We start from the raw sequence: 22,269 nt of genomic DNA, 5'->3' as shown, positions 1-22,269 counted from the left end.
CACGCTTATTTAGTGTAAATTAATGCCCTGGCAACCTGCGCATCACATTGCATTCACATACCTATACGAGCTCGAGCAGTTGTGGAACCGCTTCAAAAAGATCGGCTTCCAAGCCGTAATCGGCAATTTGGAAAATTGGCGCTTCTGGATCTTTGTTGATTGCGACGATAACTTTTGAATCTTTCATCCCGGCAAGATGCTGAATAGCACCGGAGATCCCCACCGCAATGTAGAGATCCGGCGCGACAATTTTACCCGTTTGACCCACTTGAAGATCATTGGGAACAAATCCTGCGTCAACGGCCGCACGAGATGCGCCTAAAGCGCCACCCAGTTTATCGGCAAGCTGCTCTAAAATAGCGAAGTTATCACTGCTACCCAAGCCACGACCACCCGATACCACCACTGAAGCAGCACCCAGTTCCGGGCGTTCGGACTCTGTCAGGCTCTGGGATACAAACTGAGACAGTGAATCGCTGACTTTTTCGATTGATACCGTCACAGCGGCGCCATCGTTAGCCACAGCATCGAATGCACTAGAGCGCACCGTCATCACTTTCTTATCATCAAGACTCTGCACAGTAGCCATTGCACTACCCGCATAGATTGGACGAACAAAAGTATCAGGGCTAACCACCTCAACGACCTCTGACAGTTGAGCCACATCTAGAAGCGCCGAAACACGAGGAAGCATATCTTTGCCGTGACTCGTAGCCGCAGCCAAAATATGTTCATAGTCTGAAGCGATGCCTACGATCAGCTCAGAAGTATTATCTGCAAAAGCGTTAGCGTACACGGCCGCATCGGCAACCAACACACTTCTAACACCAGACAGTTTAGTGGTCGCTTCAACAACGGCGCCACATTCGTGTCCGGCAACCAACACATCCACATCACTGCCGATAGCCTGAGCACAGGCAACAACTTTGGCAGTATCCAGTTTTAAACTGGCATTATCATGTTCTGCTATTACTAAAATTGCCATTAGATCACCTTCGCTTCATTTTTCAGCTTTTCAACAAGCTCTGCAACAGACGCAAGCATCACACCACCTTTACGCTCGGCAGGTGGTGTCACTTTCAATACTTTTTGATGAGACTTCAGGCTTACCCCTAAGTCATCAATAGAGAGGGTATCTAACGGCTTACGTTTGGCTTTCATTATATTAGGAAGCTTGGCATAACGCGGTTCATTCAAACGCAGATCGGCAGTAACGACGGCTGGAAGCGGCAGAGTAATGCTTTGCAATCCACCGTCTATCTCACGGGTGATCGCTAACTGACCTCCCTCAACCTTAACTTCTGAAGCAAACGTAGCTTGGGGCATCTTGCCTAAGGCTGCCAACATCTGACCAGTTTGGTTATTATCACCATCGATAGATTGCTTACCTAAGATAATAAGTTGTGCTTCTTCTCTACTCTGCACAGCGTTAAGTAATTTTGCTATCGACAGAGGCACCAACTCCTCATCCGTTTCAATATGAACGCCTCGGTCTGCACCTAAAGCCATAGCGGTACGTAACTGCTCTTGAGCCGCTTTAGGGCCCACAGTAACCACAACAACTTCAGAAGCCACTCCGGCCTCCTTTAAGCGTACGGCTTCCTCTACAGCAATTTCACAGAAAGGGTTTATCGCCATCTTCAAATTTGCGGTATCGACACCTGTATTGTCAGCATTAACCCTGACTTTTACATTAGCATCAACGACGCGCTTAACTGGCACCAATACTTTCATAGGGCTTCCTTTACGTCATATTCTAGCGGAGTTGGAGTAGGGGTGAACCTACACTTAAGTAGACTCACTTTACGTGCTGTTAACGTTAACGTCAACAGCGATTCAAACGACCGTTTGTATTTTTGAAGCGGGCTTTGTTCAAAATGGTTATTTTTGGTTACTTTTGGTTATTTAAATAATCAAAATATGAGCCGTTTATATGATATATTTAATTATTGAGCAATAAATACAAATACTATTTGATACTTGCTCTATTAATTCCTATTATTATCCATCAGAAATATCTGTTACTTACTTTTATTAATTGGACCCCAATAATTATGAGCGATTTTCTTGAAATACTAACTCATGGCCGTCGTTTTAAAGCCGCAGTCAAAGAACTGTCTGTTGAAGATTTAAAAGAATTAGCCGTCAAGCTCGATAAAATTATCTCGGAAAGAGAATCAGAAGCTGAAGCTGTTAATGCTGCAATGGCTGATCGCAATGCTAAAATCGATGAAATCCGTAAGCAGATGGAAGCTGTTGGGTTATCGATTGACGATCTAGGTACTGCTGCTATTAAACCTGCTCCTAAGAAGCGCGCACCTCGTCCGGCTAAATATACAATCGATGCTAATGGTGAGACCATCACCTGGACTGGCCAAGGCCGTATGCCGACTGTATTTAAAAATGAACTCGATAAAGGCCGTAACATGGATGACTTCCTCATCTAACCTTACATCAGTACATTCTATATTAAACCGGCCTGGCCGGTTTTTTTATGCCTCTAAGAAGCGTTTTTAATTAAGTTAAAACACTATGAGGAATTGGTGTTTACATAAAGATTAAGATAACCTTTCCCTCATGTTTCGTTTATCGATATAACCCCTACTATGAATCGCAAAATAAAAACAATAATCATACTCGCGGCTTTAGTACTTCCCTATGTCTCCGCAGTGGAAGCAAATGACCAACTAACTGATAATACTCCTAAAACAACGGCACTCACCCATGCCAGACTCATGATAGAACCCGGTAAGATACTCGATGATGCGACACTTCTAATCGAAAACAATAAGATTATCGAGATAATTAAAAATAATAAGGTGCCTTCACAGGCATATGTCATCGACTTAAAAGGTTATACCATCTACCCCGGCTTTATTGACCCCTTTACCGATTACGGCATCGAGTTTGAATATCCTAAAGTTGAAGCCACACCACCCATTTATGAAATAAAGCGTATAGGCGGCAACGCCAAAAATGGGGCAATTCATTCAGAAAAAGAATGGTTTAACTATGTTTACCCTAATAGTGAACAAGCTAACAAATGGATAAACAATGGTTTCACAAGTGTACAAAGCAGCTATCAGGATGGAATATTCCGCGGTCAGGGCGTTACATTATCTCTAGCTGATAAAACGGCGAATGAAATAATATATCGCTCGAATTCGGCTCATTTCTTAGCATTCGATAAAGGCAGCTCCCCCCAAGACTACCCCACATCATTAATGGGAAGCATTGCGCTTATTAGGCAAACCTTAGCCGATGCCACTTGGTATAAAGAGAATAAGAGCAAATCATTTTCTAAAACCGGAAATAACATTGTCGAATTTAATAATGCCTTAGATAAACTTTCAAATATCGAAAATGAGCAGATCGTCTTCGATACCGATAATCTAAACGACCAACTAAGAGCCGCTCAAATTTCAATCGATCATGAGATCAAGGCCACACTATTAGGAAACGGTAAAGAATATGCGCGTATTGATGAACTCAGTGCATTTTCTTACGGTTTAATTTTGCCTCTGAACTTTCCTGCAGCACCCGAGGTCGGTGACGATGATGCAGAAAGGGAGGTTTCACTGGCAAAGATGAGACATTGGGATCGCGCTCCGGCTAATCCGATGACGGTTGAGCGCGCCAAGGTGCCCTTCGCTTTAACTCAACATGGTATTAAAAGCGATGCTTTCTGGCCGAGGCTTAAACAGGCTATTGAGTATGGCCTTAGTGAAGATACAGCATTAGCCGCATTAACGACCGAAGCAGCAGAGGTAGCCGGCATCGCAGACTTCAGCGGCCGATTAAAACCCGGCTATATGGCCGATCTGGTCGTCTCCAAGGGCAACCTATTTAAAGATGGCTCCATACACAGCGTATGGCTGCAAGGTGATGAGCTGCAACTCATTGACCGAAACGATCGACTATTAGATTTAACCTACCAGCTCCAAATTGGCGATCTAACCCTGGACCTCACGTTGGATAATAGCAAAGCCAACAGTGATAAAATTACCGGCACGCTTTCCAGCGGCGAACAGGAGATAACGCTATCAAATGTCTCCTATCACGATAAAAGGCTGAACTTTACGGCCGAAATGAGCGACGCCGGATTCGAAGGGGTCAACCGGTTTACGCTATGGTTCGATAGTCAGGGACTGCGTGGACGTATGCTGGATAAGCACAACACCCTGACACCGATAGCTGGAATACTCACAGAAAAATTGATCGCTGCGCCACTTGCAGAGGATAAACCTGAGAGTTCCCTCATCTCCAGGCTCACTAAACCTAATGTCGCCTATGGTATTGAGGGCTCAGTTGGATCAGAGAAACTGCATATCAGCAATGCCACCATCTGGACCTCCGATGAACAGGGGATACTGGAAAATACCGATCTGCTCATCTCCCGGGGTAAAATTGAACGCCTGGGTAAAAACCTGTCCACCCCATCCGGTTACCGGCTTATCGATGCAAGCGGTAAGCATCTGACGGCAGGTATTATCGATGAACACTCACATATCGCTATCAATGGTGGCACCAACGAAGGCTCAGACGCTATTACCTCTGAGGTTCGCATAGGGGATATCCTTAACCCCGATGATATCGCCATCTACCGTGCATTGGCCGGGGGGGTGACCACGGCGCAACTATTACATGGCAGTGCCAACCCTATCGGTGGACAGGCACAGGTGATTCAGATGCGATGGGGAGAGAGTGCAGCGAACCTCAAATACACTCAGGCGCCGGCCAGTATCAAGTTCGCCTTAGGTGAAAACGTTAAACAGAGTAACTGGGGCGACAAGTTTACCCGCCGCTTCCCCCAGAGCCGTATGGGGGTCAAGTCTCTCTTCAGTGAGGCATTTAATGAGGCCCGCGCCTATCAACAGGAGCTTAAAGCCTATAAATACCTCAGAAGTAGTGAAAAACGTCGTCACATTGCACCTAAGCCTAACTATCGATTAGCGGCAATAGCAGAAGTACTCGATCTGCAAAGAGATGTTCACATTCACTCCTATGTGCAATCGGAGATCTTAATGTTTCTGCGCTTAGCCGAAGCGTACGACTTTAAAGTCAAAACCTTCACCCATATTCTCGAGGGGTATAAGGTTGCAAAGGAGTTGGCCGACCACGGCGCATCTGCGTCGACCTTCTCCGACTGGTGGGCCTATAAATTTGAGGTCTATGATGCGATCCCTCAAAACACCTGCCTGATGCAGAACAAAGGCGTACTCACCAGCATTAATTCAGATGACTATGAAATGCAGCGACGCTTAAATCAAGAGGCGGCCAAATCTATGATGTATTGTCATATGTCCGCCGAAGATGCATGGAAGATGATTACGATTAATCCTGCGATACAACTAGGAGTAGACACCGATTTAGGTTCGATCACCAAGGGCAAGCAGGCCGATATTGTACTGTGGGATCACAACCCCCTATCGGTTTACGCTAAGGTCGAGTCGACTTGGATCCAGGGTAAGCCTTACTTCGACCGTAAACAGGATAAGCTGGCGCAGCAGTCCATTGCAGCAGAACGAGCCGAGCTCATTCAAAAGATATTATCCAGTGAAGAGAGCGAAAGTACACTGCCGCCCGGAGAGGTCATCGAAGATAAGAGCGAACCCGAATGGCATTGTGATACTCAGTTCGATGTTTGGAAACAATCCAGCCAAGGAAGGAGCTCGCTATGATAAACGGACACATTAAAATAGGCTCAAGCTTATCCGGGGTCTTAAAAAATAGCTTAGCCCTCCCCTTCGTCATGCTGAGCACATTCATCATGCCCGTTCAGGCCCATGATATTTTACCTGCGCCGGTTCAGACATCCGCCATCCTCTTTAAACATGCCACGATTCACACGGCCGTCGATGGGGTAAAGGCCGATAGTGACCTGTTAATAGAAGATGGCAATATAATGGCCATCGGCAAGGAGCTCGTCGCTCCCGAGGCGACAGTTTATGATGCCAGCGGGAAACATATCTACCCGGGACTCATCGCGCTGGATACCAGTTTAGGCTTAGTCGAAGTTGAGATGATGCGTCCGAGTAATGACAGCCATGAGGTCGGTGAAATTAATCCGCAACTGGAGGCATTGACCGCCTTTAACCCGGATTCGGAGATCATCCCGACCGTCAGAGTCAATGGCATCAGTCATGCTCAGATTGTCCCCCGGGGGGAAAGCTTAGCTGGTCAATCGGCTCTGGTATCGCTGGATAGTTGGACCGTCGAAGAGGCGATTGTGCCGACACAGACAGCCTTTCACCTCTATTGGCCCAGACTCAAACCTCTACCCAGTGATACGAAAAAAAGAGAGGAACAAAGAAAAGATTACCAAGATCGGGTATCTCAGATATCGGACGCATTCACCGACGGTTATCGCTACTATCTGGCCCATAAAGCCGAGACTAAGAGTAAGCTCGATATGCGCTGGCAATCAATGCTGCCGCTCTATCGGGGAGAGGCTCAGCTGTTTGTGCACGCCAACACGCAAAAACAGATAGAGGAAGCCGCCGCTCTGGCAAAACGCTATCAATTTAAGTTAATTATCGTTGGCGGATATGACGCCTGGCGACTCGCGGAACTTTTAAACGAGATAGAGGCAAAAGTGATCTATACTCGAACTCTAAGCTTGCCGATGCGTAAAGATGAGCCCATAGAGATGAGCTTTAAAATCCCCGCCCTGCTCAAACAGGCGCAGGTCCCATTTGCATTGGGTTTCTCATCTGACTGGAACAGCCGAAATTTACCCTTGGCAGCAGGACAAACGGTCGCGTACGGGCTGAGCAGGGAAGACGCCCTTAAAAGTATCACACTCGATGCGGCTAAGATATTAGGTGTAGAGGATATGGGCGCTATCGCCGTCGGGTATAGAGCCAATCTGGTTATCTCAGGTGGCGACATTCTCGACCCTATGGTGACTAAGATCGAAAAGGTCTATATCGATGGCAGGGACGTCGATCTAAATAATCGGCAACAACAGCTTTATCAAAAGTACCTAAAGCGATAGAATTCTACCTCGAAGGAGTCTTAACAGGTTAAGCGCTTGTTTGACTCCGATCTTAATGATTTAAAATCATAAATTGCCAAAATGCAGCTTCCAACCCACGTTTATAATGACAGGCCTGAATTATGAAAACGCTTTTGATTGCCCCCTTAGTTTTACTTCTCAGCGCATGTGCCGGCGACTATAAGTTCAATACTAACCTCGATGGTGAAGCTATCGACGATTACTTTAAAGCATCGGATGTCGCCGTGTTTGAAGGCAATACCCATCCCTCAGTGCCTTACGAGATTATCGGCTTAGTCGAAGGTGAAACTTGCCAGGAGAGCGTCAACGACGCCCCCGCCTCGATAAGTGAGGCTCGCACTCTTGCCAGAAGGGCCGCCGCCGATAAAGGTGCCAATGCGATTCTAATCAAGAAGTGTATGGTATTCGAAGAGAAAAGTCAGGCGTGTATCAGCAGAGCTATCTGCGTAGGACAAGCGATTAAGACACCTGAAACAGACAAATAATTGAGCCGGTCCAAAACCGATTCGATGCATTCTTAGTCCAACACTGTGATCTGTAAAAATATGACTTTTAACTGTCAAATTGAGGCGGTGGCCTTCTGCCGCACTCCCTATAAGCAAAAATTCGGCATTCCGAGACAGCCCGGGCTCGTGCCTTCGGCCCGGGGCTTCGTCGAGCTGCAAGCCCCCTATAATCATATCGATGCCGTAAGGGGATTAGAGCAGTACTCTCACCTCTGGTTACTCTTCTCTTTTCATGAAAATCTGTCTCAGGGCTGGAAGACCACCGTCAGACCGCCTCGCCTCGGAGGCAATGAAAAACTGGGGGTCTTTGCTACCCGCTCGACCTTCAGACCCAATGGTATTGGTCAGTCGGTGGTTAAGCTGCATAAGATCCATCAAAAGAAGGGCAGCGTTATCTTAGAGATCTCAGGTATGGATCTACTCGATGGCACACCGATTATCGATATTAAACCCTATATCCCCTTCTCTGACTCTCAGCCCGATGCGTTGGGCGGCATCGCACACGAAGCGCCACATTTGATTGATGTATCGTTTACCCAAGAAGCCAAAGCGCAGCTGCTGGGTTACAGCAAGTTGGAGCAGTATCCACGCCTCGAGGAGCTTATCATTGGGGTGTTGGCACAAGATCCCCGCCCGGCTTATAAGAAGTCAAAAGCCGATCCTAAGCTTTATCAGGTCGCCCTGTTTGATCTCGATATTCTCTGGCATGTCATCGATGAACGCATTCTGGTACATGAGATTAAATCCGGTGTGTCGGTTAATTAAAGGTAACATCTTGAATACTCCCGACTATCAGAGCCAGCATAAGAAACGACTATCTCATATGCCCTGGCTCTATTTCAGTCTCAAACCTAAGCTTCTGAACTGGGCGAAGCCTTGGCAGGAGCAGGTTCAGGCCGACTTTATGGCATTGGAGACCGTCTCATTCGGAGAGAACTGTTTCATCGCTCCCGAGATCAATCTGTTCGCCGAACCGGGAAGAGGTATCCAGATAGGCGATCTATGTATGATAGCCGCCGACAGCTTTCTCCATGGTCCCATCACCTTAGGCGATGAGGTTGCAATCAACCACGGCTGCTCCCTGGACGGCGGCCGCGCCGGCATCACCATAGGCGACCAGACCCGTATCGCCAATAACGTCACCATCTACGCCTTCAACCATGGAATGCACCCGGATCAACCTATCTACCAGCAAAGTGTCACCTCTGAGGGGGTCGTCATAGGCAAAGATGTCTGGATAGGCGCGCAGGTTGGCATCGTCGATGGCGTCACCATAGGCGATTGCGCCGTCATCGGCATGGGCTGTATCGTCACCAAAGATGTCCCCGACTATGCCATCGTGGCGGGTAACCCGGCTCGGGTGATTGGCGACCGAAGGGAGAAGGTGTAGGGATACACCTTTTCATCCTTTTAGTTATCCATCTGTCCTTGGTTATTTCGTTGAGTCTTTGAAGACCATAGCTGCAATTATATCAATCACCTGCCGTGGGCAAAAGTGCAGATACTTCTGCGGGACGCAACAAGCACATCCCTGTGTGCTCGACGGCGGCATCCCTGCCGCCAACGCCCCCAGCCGCATCTACACCTGTATGTTTACCTCTTCGATTTAGGTTTATTTGCAAAGGCGATTTTGTCGGATAGGCGGCACCTGTTACCAAGTGCCGCCCTCCTAAGAACCGGACGTGCAACTTTCACTGCATACGGCTCAAGCCTCCACTAAGGCGTGTTCTGTTACCCAGCACCCTACATCGCAGCTAAAACAGGTTCGAACCAAGAGTTTCTGCCTTGCTTAGCCCATTTCCGCTTACTTAAGTAAGCTTCGTATTCTGGGTCGTAAGGTATGGCTGCGCTTCTGATTTTTACATGTCTTTTTATGAGCGTTTGAGCTATTTGGACAAGGTTAAATCGACAATCCATGTTCGCTATTTTATGCCAACCATGAAATTGCCATTGTCCCTTACCGTCCAAATAATATTTACGCCTCACCCAGTCTTTACTTTTAGTTGGATGACGCCTAACTGCCCAACGCCATAACAACCAGAAAAGTTGATGGCCTACATAACCGAAAACTTGCTTAGCAACACTGTGGCGATAATAGTTCGCCCATCCTCTCAGTTTCGGATTCAATATTTTGATTAAATCGTTAACGGGGATTGTTGGATGTTTTCTGATGAATTCACGTAGATTACTCAAAAATGATAGAACGTTGTTCTTGCTCGGTTTAATGAGCAGTTTGCCTTTGTACTTTCTAAGATTGAATCCCAGAAAGTCAAAACCATCATCGATATGAGTTATGTGCGTTTTCTCATCAGAGAGTGTTAAGCCTCTTTCCTGTAGAAAACCAATTAGCTGCGGCTTGATTTCATTAACGAGCACTTCCTTCGAAGAACCTGTGATAACAAAATCGTCTGCATATCCGATAAAGTTGACTCTATTCCCTGTTTTACAAGCAATAGACTTAACCAACTGCTCTAACCCAGCCAGCGTCAGCAACATCAGCGTTGGGGAGATTATCCCACCTTGCGGTGTTCCTTCTGCTGTTTTGTAGAACAATCCTTTATCAACATAACCACATCCAAGCCATTGTTTCAGCATTCGCTTATCTAATTGAATGTTGTCGATGAGCCATTGATGACCTATCTTATCGAAACAAGCTTTGATGTCACCCTCAAGAACCCATTGGCTAGAGCACTTCATGCATAAACATTTGAAGCACTGTGCAATTGCATCTGCTGCGCTTCGGTTAGGTCGAAAGCCATAGCTATTGAGGTCGGCCACCGTTTCCGAAATAGGCTCCAAGGCGAGAAGATGAAGCGCTTGCTGCGCTCTATCTATCATGCAGGGAATGCCTAAAGGTCTGAGTTTGCCGTTTTTCTTGGGGATGTAGATACGCCTGAGCGGTTTGGCATGATAGCCCTTTCTACTCAGTTGATTGACCGCACCTATACAACGAGCATCACTGTTCCAAATGATCCCGTCGATTCCAGGTGTTTTGCTGCCTTTGTTTTGAGAAACTCTTTTAACAGCAAGCAATTTAGCTGATTTAGAGTGAGTTAATATCCACTGCAATGCTTTCGCCTTGCCGTGTTTACCTTCTCGGGTTGCTTTTGCAATGCGCATTTGAAGCTTTAATACGTGTTGCTTAACCGCTTTCCAGTTAATGGATTGCCATTGAGCGCTGTCAGGAGGTGCACTAACTTCGATTGAAGTCATCATTTGCGTTTCTCCTTGAATAAAGTTCTTCAAATCATCTTGCAACGGGAGACCAGCTAGAAGTCAGCTCGCTTTCGCGCCAGATAACAACCTGTATCCGCATCATTACAATGCGGCCTTCGCTTTTTCTAGCCTCCTTTACCTGCATTACTATCGGCAGCCTTCGCAGACCGCTTTCCCAAAGGGAGCAATACAGGCTTACCCTGTTCCGTATGTCGCGCAACGTCAGGTTAGATGCCCACTATAGTGCGGAGAGTTATTTGATCACGAAAGAATACTGTCCAATTTCTTTCCAACTCTCGTTGCCTTTTGGCCACAGCGTATAAACCACTTCCGCTGTTTCGCATATAACGCACCTTACATGGATTCACTTACGTTCATCATACTGACACCCTAGCACTTACCCGATTGTGGTTATCAGGAGGAACATCCTCTCACGATTCTGTTCCCGTCCAATGGACTTCGTTACATTGTCAGACTCGCTGCTTTATTCAGAGTCTTAGGGTCATCTGGTGATACAGATGGTTCACTCTTATCGCGGTGAACAGCGCTTCATACGACTTCAGGTCGCACGGACACAAGCTTGTTAGAGTGTTTGCTTAATTCGGTAGTAACCAAATTAATATAGGCATCAAAAAATACCTTGTTCCTCTAATTCAATGGCTAATATTAGTTGAGTACTGCACTTTAATGATATCCAGAAACCAAGGCAACACTTAATGTCACCTTGGTGTGGTGCTTGATTCTGTGAAGAAAAATAGCCGCTAGTTTAACGACACTTTCTTAGGATAAACATCTGATAGCCAAACTGACCGAGGTAGTTGCTGTAAATGTCGACTTCTTTACAGATGTCTTGTAGTGCCTGAGAGCCTTGCATTTCTGGTTGTAGTTCTTCAATGCGCGATCTCAATGGTTCATAGTAGTTCTGCCATGCTTGGTGACTGAGCGTAAAGCTGTTAAGAACTTCATAACCAGCAACTTCCATCTGTTTGACACGAGTAGTAACCGTTTGAATATCTGGATATTCATGCTTCCAGAACTCGATAGCTTCCTCATTCGGCGTGTCAGTCAACCAAACTAAGTCACTCATCATCAAAATTCCGTCCTCATCAAGTAGAGGCTTCCATTGTGATAGCGCGTGGGGCACACCCATAATGTAAGCACTGCCTTCTGCCCACAAGAGGTCGAAACTCCCATTATTAAAAGGCAGTTCCGTCATACTGGCACAAACGGTTGTGAGTCGAGATGCCAAGCTGTCCGCTTCAAAACGGTTACTGAGTCTTGTCAATGCAGACTGTTCGTTATCAACCGCTGTAATAGATGCGGTTGTTTTATTGGCCAGTACCGTCGTGGCCAACCCTTTACCGCAACCAATTTCAAGAATCGCTTTAGGTTGCTCAGGCAAAAGCGATAACGCTTTCAGAGTTTCACTTTCGCTACCTGGCGCCCATCGTTCAAGTGCTTCAAAGATCTTCATAAATTCAATCATATACTGTTCGTGTTCGTTCATGTCTTTTGATAACCATTTTAATCGCAGAGCCTCTTTTTCACTGAAACCCTGCTTCATTAACCAATCTAAGTGCGCATCCGGAGCTAGCTTATCCACGCTTTCATGCCATGCTTTTAGGTCGCCCTCGCCAAGCATCGCCGCAAGAAGTTCTCGTGACTGCTGTTTTTGAGCAATCTCCTCATCCAGCTTGTACAGGCGGCTTTCTAGAAGTTTGCGATCTACTTTTGCTTCCAAGCACGCTTTGCACTCTTTGAGGGTTAACCCTCCAGCCTGAAGTTTCTGAATCAAACGAATACGCTGGAGATCTTTATCGTTGTAAACCCTATACCCGTTATTCTGCCTTTGACCTTTTATAAGTTGTTGTTTCTCATAATAGAGCAGAGCAGTACGTGATAACCCCACTTCTACAGCGAGTTCAGAAATTCGATACACCGTTTTTACTCCATTCCATTATTTTAATGGGAACACTTTAAACTATGAAGCTATAGACAGGTCAATAATAACTTTAGAAATGACTAACTATTTTGCGTGATTACTGTTTTCTCCGACTGTTCCGCTCCTGTAGTGCCGGACATTTTATTAAGCTCATGTAAACGGAGAAGAGCCAGAATAGTATGGCAAACTCGTTCGCACGATTTACCTATGAGTCAAAACTCTAAATGGATTTTGGGCATTTTCTTGTTAGCAATGTCCGTCAATAAAGCTCAAACCGAAGAAACAACTTTATTGCAAACAGGATGGGTTCATATATGCGGCTGTGGGTATCGAAAACAGGGACGTTTTCGTTAAGCGGCCACGGATGGCTTCACATACCTCGCTGGAAGCGATAGATAGAAATGAAGGTTCGACCTCAACAACACTGCCCAGAGTCAAATTTACCAAACCAAAAATGTCGTTAACCTTCATTCGAAGGTAACAAAAAGGCCAGTTAAATTTAATTAACTGGCCTTCTATGAACTAGACTCAAGGTTCTAAAACCTTAACCCTACTTCTTATCTTTAATATGCGTCATCATACGCTTACGGCGACGCTCCTGACTTACCGTCAGCTTCTTGGTGTTCATGCCTTCGAATGGGTTAGCGCTATCCTGGAATCGGATCTGAATAGGCGTACCCATGACCTTCAATGAACGACGATAGTAGTTCATCATGAAGCGCTTATAAGAATCCGGTAACTTCTTAACCTGATTACCGTGTACAACCACAATAGGTGGGTTGTAACCACCTGCGTGAGCGTACTTAAGCTTAACGCGACGTCCGTTAACCAATGGAGGCTGATGATCGTCTTGCGCCATCTGCATGATACGAGTCAGCATAGAGGTACTCACACGACGTGTAGCACTGTCATAAGCTTCCTGCACAGATTCAAAAAGGTGTCCTACACCGGTACCATGAAGCGCCGAGATAAAGTGAATGCGGGCAAAGTCGATGAAGCCCAAACGACGGTCGAGTTCGCTCTTCACTCTATCCTTGATGTCCTGATCGATACCATCCCACTTGTTGACGGCAATCACCAGTGCTCGACCGGCATTAAGCGCAAAGCCTAATAGGCCCAAGTCTTGCTCCGCGATCCCTTCTCGGGCATCGATGATCAATAGCACGACGTTACAATCTTCAACGGCTTTCAGTGTTTTAATCACCGAAAACTTCTCAACGGTCTCATGCACCTTACTGCGACGACGAACACCTGCGGTATCAATCATCACATACTCACGGCCATCTCGCTCCATGGGGATATAGATACTGTCTCGAGTGGTACCCGGAGAGTCATAAACAACCACACGCTCTTCACCAAGAATACGGTTAGTTAGCGTAGACTTACCCACATTCGGCTTACCAATAATGGCCATCTTGATAGGCAGGTCCTGAAGACGTTTCTGCTCGGCTTCCGCTTCCTCTTCGCTGTACTCTCTCTCCTCTTCATCTTCATCTTCATCGCCATCGCGATTAAGACCAAGCGCTTCGGCGTAAGGAGCTAGCGCGTACTCTATCATGTTGGTCACACCGCGCCCTTGCGCTGCAGCCATCTGATACACTTCACCCAGACCTAATGCCCAAAATTCGGCACAAGCCGAGTCGGCATCTATACCGTCGACCTTATTAGCAACCACAAAGGTGGTCTTTTCCCGGCGGCGCAGGTGTTCACATATAGCCTGATCTGCTGCCGTTAAACCGGCTCTGGCATCGGTCAGGAATAACACCACATCGGCTTCTTCAATCGCTGCGAGCGATTGCTCTGCCATATGGGTTTCAATACCCTCTTCGGTGCCATCGATACCACCGGTATCAACAACGATGAACTCATAACCAGAGAGGAAAGCGCGACCATATTTACGATCCCGAGTCAGCCCAGGAAAGTCGGCCACCAACGCATCTCTAGTGCGAGTCAGACGATTAAAAAGGGTCGACTTACCCACATTAGGTCGGCCAACAAGGGCCACAACTGGAATCATTTTTTTGCCTCTAATCTACAATTTTTTTCAAAAATAATGTTTTTATATAACTAAAAAGCCCCCGGAACAAACTTCCAGGGGCTAAAAATCTATTCAGCTAAAGCTTACGGAAGCGTTATTCTGGCAACTTTACCATCTCGAGTCTGAACATAGATGTTATCACCTTCGACCAGTGGCTGGCTAAATAAACCTGAACCATCGATCTGAATGCGACCCACCAAGGCGCCGGTACTCTTATTGATAAAGTGTAGGTAACCTTCGAAGTCTCCGACAACAATATAATCTTTAAATACCGCAGCCGATGTTAAGTTGCGGTTAGTTAACTCGGTATTGCTCCAGCTTTCTAAACCACTACGTCTATCGACTGAGTATATACGGCTATGGTCATCGACGAGGAATAAGCTCACGCCAGAGTCTGCAAGTTCATGGAAGCTCGAGTATTTACGAGTCCATACAACGCGTCCGGTTCTCACTTCCATAGAGACCAAGTTACCGTTGAAACTAACGGCATAGAGGTTTTCACCTATGATCAATGGCTTCATATCGATATCGGCCATACGGGTAAACTCATTACCCCCCTTAGGCGTATATATCGCTTGTTCCCAAGCCGCCTGACCATTGTTTTTGATGACAACCGCGATCTTGCCGTCTGCCGTGCCAACAAAGAAACCGCCAGACTCATAACTCGCTGAACCGGTACCGCGCAAGGTTAAATTCGGTAGCTTAGACTCGTAAGCCCACTGTTTCTCACCATCATCGACATTAAAGGCTTCGAGTGTTCCCGAGCTGGTGTTGACGACCACAAGGTCTTCACCGACGGATGGCGCCGACAATAGCTCACCACCTGCGATAACTGACCAGAGAGTCTCACCCGTTTCAGCATCGAGCGCACCTAATATGCCACTCTCTCCACCGATAAACACCTTATTACGGGCTGCCGTAACGCCGGAGGCTAATTTAGCCCCCTTGTTCTTAGCAAGAATGTTGTCCTTAAATACTGAACTGAAATCCTGGCTCCAAACTTTTTCACCGGTTTTCTCATCGAATGCGGTGACTTCACCATATCTATCGGCGACATATAACTTGTCGTAACGCACGGCAGGTCGAAGACGCGAGTAATAATCCCCCACACCATTACCTACAGAGGCACTCCAACTCACCTCAGGAAAGACACTTGCCTCAATCTCAGGCAAAGGACTAATCGGCTCTTCTTCTACATCACTGGACGAACAGGCCGATAACAGCCCCAAGCTCAATCCACATGCGAGCAATGTTTTGCACCAAGACTTCATGGGCCGTTTCCTTATGCCTTATTTAAATTATCTAGCTTCATCTGTAAAGCAGGGCTTGATGTCGCCCCACCATTATCTACTGCAGCTTGATAAGCGGCTTTGGCTAGCTCGGCTTCACCTTTACGAACCAGGAAATCACCTTTAAGTTCTTCTTTTTGAGCGATAAATGCAGGGTCTGAAACTTGCTCAAGAGTCGTGATCGCTGTCGCGACCTGCCCCTGTTCGGCTTGAACACGAGCTAAACGCATCGTCGCGACCATAACTAAACTGGCATCGGGTGCCGATCCGATCACGCTTTTCAGCGCCGCTTCAGCCTTGTCCAGATCGCCAGACTCAACCGCCGCTTTCGCAACGATAAGTGATAACAGTGATTGATAACCTTTCTGGCTATGATCTTTAGCGAAGTTTTCAGCCGCACTCAGCATAGCGGCATCTGAAGTTGCACTGCCACTCATGGCCTGAAATGCTTCAGAAGCCGACTCGGCTTTTGCCACCTTGTATTCTGAGTAATAGTTCCAACCGAATAAACCGCCAAGACCGACCACAGCACCTACGACTATGGATGTGCCATAATCTTTCCAGAACTGTTTGATAGCATCTACTTGTTGTTCTTCTGTGCTATAAATTTCCACGTATTCTTCCTCTCTAAATCAGTTCTGCAATATAAGTTGCCAAAGCATCGCGGGCAACTAATTCTTGTTCTTTTTTCTCACGCAGATATTTAACGGCAACCTGATTATTGGCAAGTTCATCTTCACCAATCACTAAGGCCACTTGCGCACCACTCTTATCTGCACGTTTCATCTGCTTCTTGAAGTTTCCACCACCACAATGACTCATCACCCTCAGATGAGGCAGTTCACTTCTCAGTGACTGGGCAATCTTAATCGCTTCAATCTTACTCGCATCGCCCATAGCAGTGACATAAACATCGACAGTAGCAGGGATGTCTTTGGTTAATTCGAGTGTTTCAAGCATCAACACGATACGCTCGAGTCCCATGGCGAAACCAACGGCAGGAGTATTCTTACCTCCCAATTGCTCAACCAGGCCATCGTAACGTCCGCCTGCCAGTACAGTACCTTGAGCGCCCAGGCTCGATGTCACCCACTCGAAAACGGTGCGATTATAGTAATCTAAACCACGAACCAAACGTGGATTAATCACGTATTTGATACCAACGGCGTCTAAGAGTTCACATAAATGTGAAAAATGTGCACGGGTCTCTTCACCAAGATACTCCATCAGCTCAGGCGCATCGGTTAACAGGGCCTGTACATCAGGATTTTTAGTATCGAGAACGCGCAGTGGGTTGGTATACATACGGCGCTGACTTTCTTCATCGAGCTGTTCTTTAAACTGCTCAAGATAAGCGATAAGCGCGTCACGATAGGCCGCACGCTCAGCCGGGTCGCCTAGTGTGTTCAACTCTAAGGTCACATGCTCGGTTATGCCTAACTTTTCCCATAGGCGGTGCGACAACATCAAGACTTCAGCATCGACGTCTGCACTACCTATGCCATAGACTTCAACACCGAACTGATTAAATTGACGGTAACGACCCTTTTGTGGACGTTCATGTCTAAACATGGGACCCATGTACCAAAGACGCTGCTCTTGGTTATATAACAAGCCATGCTCGTTACCCGCACGTACCGTCGAAGCAGTACCTTCGGGGCGGAGTGTTAAGCTGTCACCGTTTCTGTCATCGAAGGTATACATCTCTTTTTCAACGATATCAGTAACTTCACCGATTGAACGTTTAAAAAGGTCTGTACTCTCTACGATTGGAGTACGGATTTCACTATAGCCGTAAGCACTGACAGTTTCTCTCAGTACGGTTTCTAGTTTTTGCCATAGAGGGCTTTGGGTAGGCAGAATGTCATTCATTCCGCGAATCGCTTGGATCTGTTTTGCCACGATAAAGACTCGTCCGAAATTGCTATAAAATTAAAAGCGCCCCGCAGTATATCCCCTGGCGCTTCATTACTAAACGTAAAAATGAGTTTAAACTCAGTTAACAGGCACAATAGAGTACCGTGCCGGCATTTAGCCAACCGTCTCATATGTGTGTGTTAATTACTTATTTATATCTTGAGCAGGAATACGCCCATTGATTATTGATGCCTTGGCTCTGATCTTAGCCTCAAGAGAGTCGACAATATTATCATTATCGAAACGCTCTTTCTGTCTGACGCCGTCATCAAAATAGCCACTCTTACGAGCGCCACCGGTAAGTCCGATATCAGAGACTAATGCCTCACCGGGACCGTTCACGACGCAACCGATAATAGAAACATCCATTGGTGTCACGATATCTTCTAAACGGCGTTCGAGCTCATTGACCGTACTAATCACATCAAATTCTTGGCGAGAACACGATGGACAGGCGATAAAATTGATGCCGCGAGAACGAATTCTCAGTGATTTCAATATATCGAAGCCAACCTTGATCTCTTCAACTGGATCGGCCGCCAGAGAGACACGCAGGGTATCGCCGATACCTTCGGCTAATAGCATCCCCAGACCCACGGCTGACTTAACTGAGCCGGAGCGAGCGCCACCCGCCTCGGTGATCCCAAGATGCAGAGGCTGTACAATCTGTTTAGCAAGCAGGCGATATGCTTCAACCGCGAGGAACACGTCCGATGCCTTCACACTGACCTTAAACTGATCGAAGTTCAACCTATCCAGAATGTCGACATGACGCATGGCCGACTCGAGCAGGGCTTCGGGAGTGGGTTCTTTGTACTTATCCATCAGATCTTTTTCTAATGAACCGCCATTGATACCGATCCGAATGGGAATATTTTTATCACGGGCACATTCGACGACGCTTCTGATCCGCTCTTCATTACCAATATTACCGGGGTTGATACGCAGGCAGTCAACGCCATATTCAGCAACTTTAAGCGCGATGCGGTAATCGAAGTGAATGTCTGCAATCAAAGGGATGTTCGACTGCTGCTTAATCAACTTAAACGCTTCGGCGGCATCCATGGTCGGTACTGAAACCCGAACAATATCCGCGCCCACATTTTCTAATGCTCGGATTTGTGCAACAGTTGCATCGACATCTGTCGTGAGAGTATTGGTCATCGACTGAACCGCAATAGGGGCACCGTCTCCAATAGGCACGTCGCCTACATAGATACGGGTTGAAGCTCGTCTTTTGATTGGATTTTCGCTGTACATCTTATTTACTCTATATATGTCTATTTCATTGAGTTGTCAGGTAACCACAGGGCTACAAACAGCATCAACAGAATCTTGTTCTTCGCAAAGCTTAACTGAGTGCTTATTGCGCCATGGGCAAGGTTAACCTTGCCACCCGCCCGTTAGGAAAGTCACTCAGGCTTACCTTCTCACCATTTAATTTGATACTTACAGCCTGAGGGGCCCCCAGAGTAATTTTAAATGGTTCGACTCCGGAAACATTGAGCTGGCTGCCGGCAGTCTTAAGATCATTAATTAAGGTATCACCCTTCGCGTCTTTGACGTTTATCCAACAGTCGCCATTTAGGTCGAAACTCAATGATGACAGTCTTGTTACCGCCTTTTCTACGCTGGTCGGTACACTCTCCATCTCAACGGCATCGGCTTGTTCGCCTTTCTCGCTCTCTCTATCGCTCGGGGTCTTTGTAGCGGTGGCAGTATGAGTGTCTGTTTGCAAACCGGTTAGGGGGTCGCCCTCTTCGACAAGCGTCGACGCAACCTCGACTTGTGTCAGTTGAGAATCGGCCATCTCTTCAACGGTTGGTTTTGAAAGATCGATATCGGACAGGGTGTCAGACTTTTGTACCCACCAAAGCACCAGCAGAGCCAATAAGATAAAGGCAATCAAATAGGTCACAAACATCAAACGGCCATCGCGGGCCTGACGTGTCGTTTTACGGGAAAAGCTCTGCATCTCGGGCGCTGAAGCCTTAGGTAACTGCCTGTCCAGGCAAGCTTGAATGGCTTTCTTATCGGCCTGAACGATACGAGCGTAATTTTTTACATAGCCCTTAACATAGGTCGCCGAGGCTATTTCACCGAAGTTGTCCGCCTCAATATCTTCAACGATACAAGGGCGTAGGTGCAGTTGCCCTGCGATATCGGCAACACTCGCGCCCTGTTTTTCACGGGCAGCTTTTAATAGTGATCCGAGCGAATCCTCTTGTTCAGAAGTATCCGTTTCTACATGAGTCTCAGCTTCATCCTTGAGCATATCGATTTCTTTTTTAGTCATCAGTGCATACTTGCTCGATACAGCTTAGCCTCTATGGATGCCGGAAACTTTGCCAGAAGCAAAATGCCAAATTTTCTGGCTGCATCTAGATCATTTAAGCCTTGCTCAATTTTTATTCCCAACGTCAAACTCTCCGCGGACTCAGCAACAACTCGATGATAACGTACTAATTGAGCCCTTGCATTGAGATAATCGCCAGTTTCAACGTCAATCTCTGTTAATTCAATTAAAGTCACCTGCCTACGCGGATCGTACTTCAAGGCCGTGGCAAAGTATCTCTTCGCTTTATCTAACTGACCCGCTTTACGGCTGCAGATGCCTAAGTTCTCATAACTCGAGGCTGAACGAGTATATTTAGGCATTCTCACAGCTTTAAGGAACATCTCCTCTGACTGCTTATATTTCTCTTGCTGACACAAGAAAACGCCAAAGTTATTCATAGCATCGCCTGAAGCATCACTGGTTCTTATCGCCTTGCGATAGGATGCCTCAGCATTTTCAAGTTCGCCAACAGTCTGATAGTAATAGGCCATCGAGACATGCACAGCCTCAAGGTCAGGTGCGTACTCGACCGCCTTATCTAAGTTGTATTTAGCCTGCTGACTGTTGCCTTTTTGCAAATAGGTTAATCCAAGTTGCGCCCTCTGTCTTGCAGCAGACTCGCCATCAAACTCCTTCTCGGCCACGGGGACATCTGTGCCGCTATAGGTACGCTCTGATACACATCCACTCAACAAGCCCATGACTATCAGGGTAAGGGCTGTAATTTGGGTTAATCCTTGCTTCATTGGCAAGCCTATCTATCTACATATTACAAAGAGTTAGTTTATTGTGACCGAAATCTGACTATCTTGCATGCGTTTTTTCGCTAAACGCTTGGTTCTATCGCGAATATCCCCTGCCAGCTGTCCACAAGCCGCATCAATATCGTCTCCACGGGTTTTTCTTACGATAACGGTAAGCCCATATTCCATCAGAACTTTAGAGAAACGATCGATGCGTGAATTAGAAGAGCGACCGTATGGAGAGCCCGGATAAGGATTAAATGGGATCAGATTAATCTTACATGGGGTATCTTTCATCAATTTAGCCAGTTCATGGGCCTGATCGGTACTGTCATTGATATGGTCTAACATCACATACTCTACCGTAACGCGGCCACGGTTAGCATTGGACTTGGCAATATAGCGACGGATCCCGGCCAAAAACTCTTCCAACGGGTATTTCTTATTGACGGGGACCAGGACGTCACGCAGTTCATCGTTAGGTGCGTGAATACTTACGGCTAAAGCGACATCGAGCGCATCACCGAGTTTGTCGAGGGCAGGAACGACACCCGATGTCGATACCGTGACACGGCGTTTAGACAGGCTAAAGCCGAAATCGTCGAGCATAATATCCATTGCAGGTATAACATTAGCTAAGTTTAACAACGGCTCACCCATGCCCATCATCACTACGTTAGTGATAGGTCTTTCGCCTGTCTCTTTTTGGAAACCGATAAAATTGGCAACTCGCCAAACCTGACCGATGATTTCGGAAACGGTTAAGTTACGGTTAAAACCCTGCTGCGCCGTAGAACAGAAAGTACACTCCAGTGCACAACCCACCTGAGAAGAGACACACAAAGTTGCTCTATCTTCTTCTGGAATATAGACAGTTTCGACTTCCTGGCCCTGACCGACGTTGATTGCGAACTTAATCGTACCATCAGCCGACTTTTGGTAACTGGAAATTTCAGGCGCTACCACTTCACATCGCGCACTTAACTTAGCTCGCAACACCTTATTGATATTGTTCATCGCATCAAAATCAGTCTCGCCAAAATGATAAATCCACTTCATCAATTGATCGGCACGGAAAGGCTTTTCACCCATTTCTGTGAATAATGCTCTTAACCCTTTACGGTCAAGATCCAATAAATTGATCTTCTTTTCACTCATTTCGACTAACCTCAACACTAAATACGGACCTAATACCCACAACGGGGGGCGGCAAATTATACAGACACCAGGCAATTTTTACTAGCCGCAAGCATTTCTGCATA

At 46.6% G+C, this 22,269-nt stretch carries 19 protein-coding genes; 6 read left to right on the top strand and 13 right to left on the bottom strand.

Annotation, left to right across the window (positions count from 1 at the left end):
* Positions 1–61 precede the first annotated feature (61 nt).
* Together SSED_RS07490 and SSED_RS07485 are read right to left on the bottom strand one after the other, a co-directional pair.
* Positions 62–985 carry an electron transfer flavoprotein subunit alpha/FixB family protein gene (locus tag SSED_RS07490; protein ID WP_012141793.1) on the bottom strand — a complete coding sequence of 308 codons (924 nt, stop codon included), beginning with the start codon at positions 983–985 and terminating at the stop codon, positions 62–64.
* A complete protein-coding gene (locus SSED_RS07485; protein WP_012141792.1) occupies positions 985–1,734 on the bottom strand; it encodes an electron transfer flavoprotein subunit beta/FixA family protein in 750 nt (249 codons plus the stop codon). Before SSED_RS07485 ends, SSED_RS07490 begins: the two co-directional genes overlap by 1 nt.
* Before the next feature lie 320 nt (positions 1,735–2,054).
* Here SSED_RS07485 and SSED_RS07480 point away from each other — a divergent pair, with 320 nt between their 5' ends.
* The 6 genes from SSED_RS07480 (at position 2,055) to SSED_RS07455 (ending at position 8,914) form a co-directional block, all read left to right on the top strand.
* Positions 2,055–2,447, top strand: coding sequence for an H-NS histone family protein (locus SSED_RS07480; RefSeq protein WP_012141791.1), 393 nt, complete (start codon positions 2,055–2,057; stop codon positions 2,445–2,447).
* A 159-nt stretch (positions 2,448–2,606) separates the two neighbouring features.
* Entirely contained in the window at positions 2,607–5,681 is a 3,075-nt protein-coding gene (locus SSED_RS07475; protein ID WP_012141790.1) for an amidohydrolase family protein, read from the top strand.
* Positions 5,678–6,997, top strand: coding sequence for an amidohydrolase family protein (locus tag SSED_RS07470; RefSeq protein ID WP_012141789.1), 1,320 nt, complete (start codon positions 5,678–5,680; stop codon positions 6,995–6,997). The genes SSED_RS07475 and SSED_RS07470 overlap by 4 nt, the downstream gene beginning before the upstream one ends.
* 122 nt (positions 6,998–7,119) lie before the next feature.
* A complete protein-coding gene (gene rcsF, locus SSED_RS07465) occupies positions 7,120–7,503 on the top strand; it encodes an Rcs stress response system protein RcsF (RefSeq protein ID WP_012141788.1) in 384 nt (127 codons plus the stop codon).
* A gap of 60 nt (positions 7,504–7,563) precedes the next feature.
* Positions 7,564–8,289 carry a tRNA (N6-threonylcarbamoyladenosine(37)-N6)-methyltransferase TrmO gene (tsaA, locus tag SSED_RS07460; RefSeq protein WP_012141787.1) on the top strand — a complete coding sequence of 242 codons (726 nt, stop codon included), beginning with the start codon at positions 7,564–7,566 and terminating at the stop codon, positions 8,287–8,289.
* The gene (locus SSED_RS07455; RefSeq protein WP_012141786.1) at positions 8,258–8,914 is read left to right on the top strand and encodes an acyltransferase; all 657 of its coding nucleotides are present in this window, start codon (positions 8,258–8,260) and stop codon (positions 8,912–8,914) included. Before tsaA ends, SSED_RS07455 begins: the two co-directional genes overlap by 32 nt.
* Before the next feature lie 82 nt (positions 8,915–8,996).
* Here SSED_RS07455 and SSED_RS24820 read toward each other — a convergent pair whose 3' ends face one another.
* The 11 genes from SSED_RS24820 to rlmN form a co-directional block, all read right to left on the bottom strand.
* On the bottom strand, positions 8,997–9,182 hold the full coding sequence (locus SSED_RS24820) for a hypothetical protein (RefSeq protein WP_041421582.1): 186 nt from the start codon (positions 9,180–9,182) through the stop codon (positions 8,997–8,999).
* Positions 9,183–9,267: 85 nt separating this feature from the next.
* Positions 9,268–10,740 (bottom strand): group II intron reverse transcriptase/maturase, encoded by a 1,473-nt coding sequence (ltrA, locus tag SSED_RS07445; RefSeq protein ID WP_012141785.1) that lies wholly within the window; start codon positions 10,738–10,740, stop codon positions 9,268–9,270.
* Between the two features lie 766 nt (positions 10,741–11,506).
* Positions 11,507–12,679 (bottom strand): MerR family transcriptional regulator, encoded by a 1,173-nt coding sequence (locus tag SSED_RS07440; RefSeq protein ID WP_012141784.1) that lies wholly within the window; start codon positions 12,677–12,679, stop codon positions 11,507–11,509.
* A 553-nt stretch (positions 12,680–13,232) separates the two neighbouring features.
* Positions 13,233–14,699 carry a ribosome biogenesis GTPase Der gene (gene der / locus SSED_RS07435; RefSeq protein ID WP_012141783.1) on the bottom strand — a complete coding sequence of 489 codons (1,467 nt, stop codon included), beginning with the start codon at positions 14,697–14,699 and terminating at the stop codon, positions 13,233–13,235.
* 104 nt (positions 14,700–14,803) lie between these two features.
* The gene (gene bamB, locus SSED_RS07430) at positions 14,804–15,991 is read right to left on the bottom strand and encodes an outer membrane protein assembly factor BamB (protein ID WP_012141782.1); all 1,188 of its coding nucleotides are present in this window, start codon (positions 15,989–15,991) and stop codon (positions 14,804–14,806) included.
* Between the two features lie 11 nt (positions 15,992–16,002).
* Positions 16,003–16,623, bottom strand: a complete 621-nt coding sequence (locus tag SSED_RS07425; protein ID WP_012141781.1) for a YfgM family protein — start codon at positions 16,621–16,623, stop codon at positions 16,003–16,005.
* Between the two features lie 13 nt (positions 16,624–16,636).
* Positions 16,637–17,911, bottom strand: a complete 1,275-nt coding sequence (gene hisS, locus SSED_RS07420; protein WP_012141780.1) for a histidine--tRNA ligase — start codon at positions 17,909–17,911, stop codon at positions 16,637–16,639.
* A gap of 159 nt (positions 17,912–18,070) precedes the next feature.
* The gene (ispG, locus tag SSED_RS07415; protein ID WP_012141779.1) at positions 18,071–19,186 is read right to left on the bottom strand and encodes a flavodoxin-dependent (E)-4-hydroxy-3-methylbut-2-enyl-diphosphate synthase; all 1,116 of its coding nucleotides are present in this window, start codon (positions 19,184–19,186) and stop codon (positions 18,071–18,073) included.
* 103 nt (positions 19,187–19,289) lie between these two features.
* On the bottom strand, positions 19,290–20,222 hold the full coding sequence (locus SSED_RS07410; protein WP_012141778.1) for a RodZ domain-containing protein: 933 nt from the start codon (positions 20,220–20,222) through the stop codon (positions 19,290–19,292).
* Positions 20,222–21,010 (bottom strand): type IV pilus biogenesis/stability protein PilW, encoded by a 789-nt coding sequence (gene pilW / locus SSED_RS07405; protein WP_012141777.1) that lies wholly within the window; start codon positions 21,008–21,010, stop codon positions 20,222–20,224. The genes SSED_RS07410 and pilW overlap by 1 nt, the downstream gene beginning before the upstream one ends.
* 33 nt (positions 21,011–21,043) lie before the next feature.
* Positions 21,044–22,165, bottom strand: coding sequence for a dual-specificity RNA methyltransferase RlmN (gene rlmN, locus SSED_RS07400; RefSeq protein WP_012141776.1), 1,122 nt, complete (start codon positions 22,163–22,165; stop codon positions 21,044–21,046).
* Between the last annotated feature and the right edge of the window lie 104 nt (positions 22,166–22,269).

Source organism: Shewanella sediminis HAW-EB3, from assembly GCF_000018025.1.
GTDB classification, from domain to species: Bacteria; Pseudomonadota; Gammaproteobacteria; order Enterobacterales; family Shewanellaceae; genus Shewanella; species Shewanella sediminis.
The sequence above is the reverse complement of the archived record's forward strand: the minus strand, read 5'-3'. Positions and strand labels throughout refer to the sequence as shown.

Bases quoted from the DNA above. Each gene is read 5' to 3' on its own strand.
- SSED_RS07490 (WP_012141793.1), bottom strand. From the start codon at position 985: ATGGCAATTTTAGTAATAGCAGAACATGATAATGCCAGTTTAAAACTG.
- SSED_RS07485 (WP_012141792.1), bottom strand. From the start codon at position 1,734: ATGAAAGTATTGGTGCCAGTTAAGCGCGTCGTTGATGCTAATGTAAAA.
- SSED_RS07480 (WP_012141791.1), top strand. From the start codon at position 2,055: ATGAGCGATTTTCTTGAAATACTAACTCATGGCCGTCGTTTTAAAGCC.
- SSED_RS07475 (WP_012141790.1), top strand. From the start codon at position 2,607: ATGAATCGCAAAATAAAAACAATAATCATACTCGCGGCTTTAGTACTT.
- SSED_RS07470 (WP_012141789.1), top strand. From the start codon at position 5,678: ATGATAAACGGACACATTAAAATAGGCTCAAGCTTATCCGGGGTCTTA.
- rcsF (WP_012141788.1), top strand. From the start codon at position 7,120: ATGAAAACGCTTTTGATTGCCCCCTTAGTTTTACTTCTCAGCGCATGT.
- tsaA (WP_012141787.1), top strand. From the start codon at position 7,564: ATGACTTTTAACTGTCAAATTGAGGCGGTGGCCTTCTGCCGCACTCCC.
- SSED_RS07455 (WP_012141786.1), top strand. From the start codon at position 8,258: ATGAGATTAAATCCGGTGTGTCGGTTAATTAAAGGTAACATCTTGAAT.
- ltrA (WP_012141785.1), bottom strand. From the start codon at position 10,740: ATGATGACTTCAATCGAAGTTAGTGCACCTCCTGACAGCGCTCAATGG.
- der (WP_012141783.1), bottom strand. From the start codon at position 14,699: ATGATTCCAGTTGTGGCCCTTGTTGGCCGACCTAATGTGGGTAAGTCG.
- bamB (WP_012141782.1), bottom strand. From the start codon at position 15,991: ATGAAGTCTTGGTGCAAAACATTGCTCGCATGTGGATTGAGCTTGGGG.
- ispG (WP_012141779.1), bottom strand. From the start codon at position 19,186: ATGTACAGCGAAAATCCAATCAAAAGACGAGCTTCAACCCGTATCTAT.
- SSED_RS07410 (WP_012141778.1), bottom strand. From the start codon at position 20,222: ATGACTAAAAAAGAAATCGATATGCTCAAGGATGAAGCTGAGACTCAT.
- pilW (WP_012141777.1), bottom strand. From the start codon at position 21,010: ATGAAGCAAGGATTAACCCAAATTACAGCCCTTACCCTGATAGTCATG.
- rlmN (WP_012141776.1), bottom strand. From the start codon at position 22,165: ATGAGTGAAAAGAAGATCAATTTATTGGATCTTGACCGTAAAGGGTTA.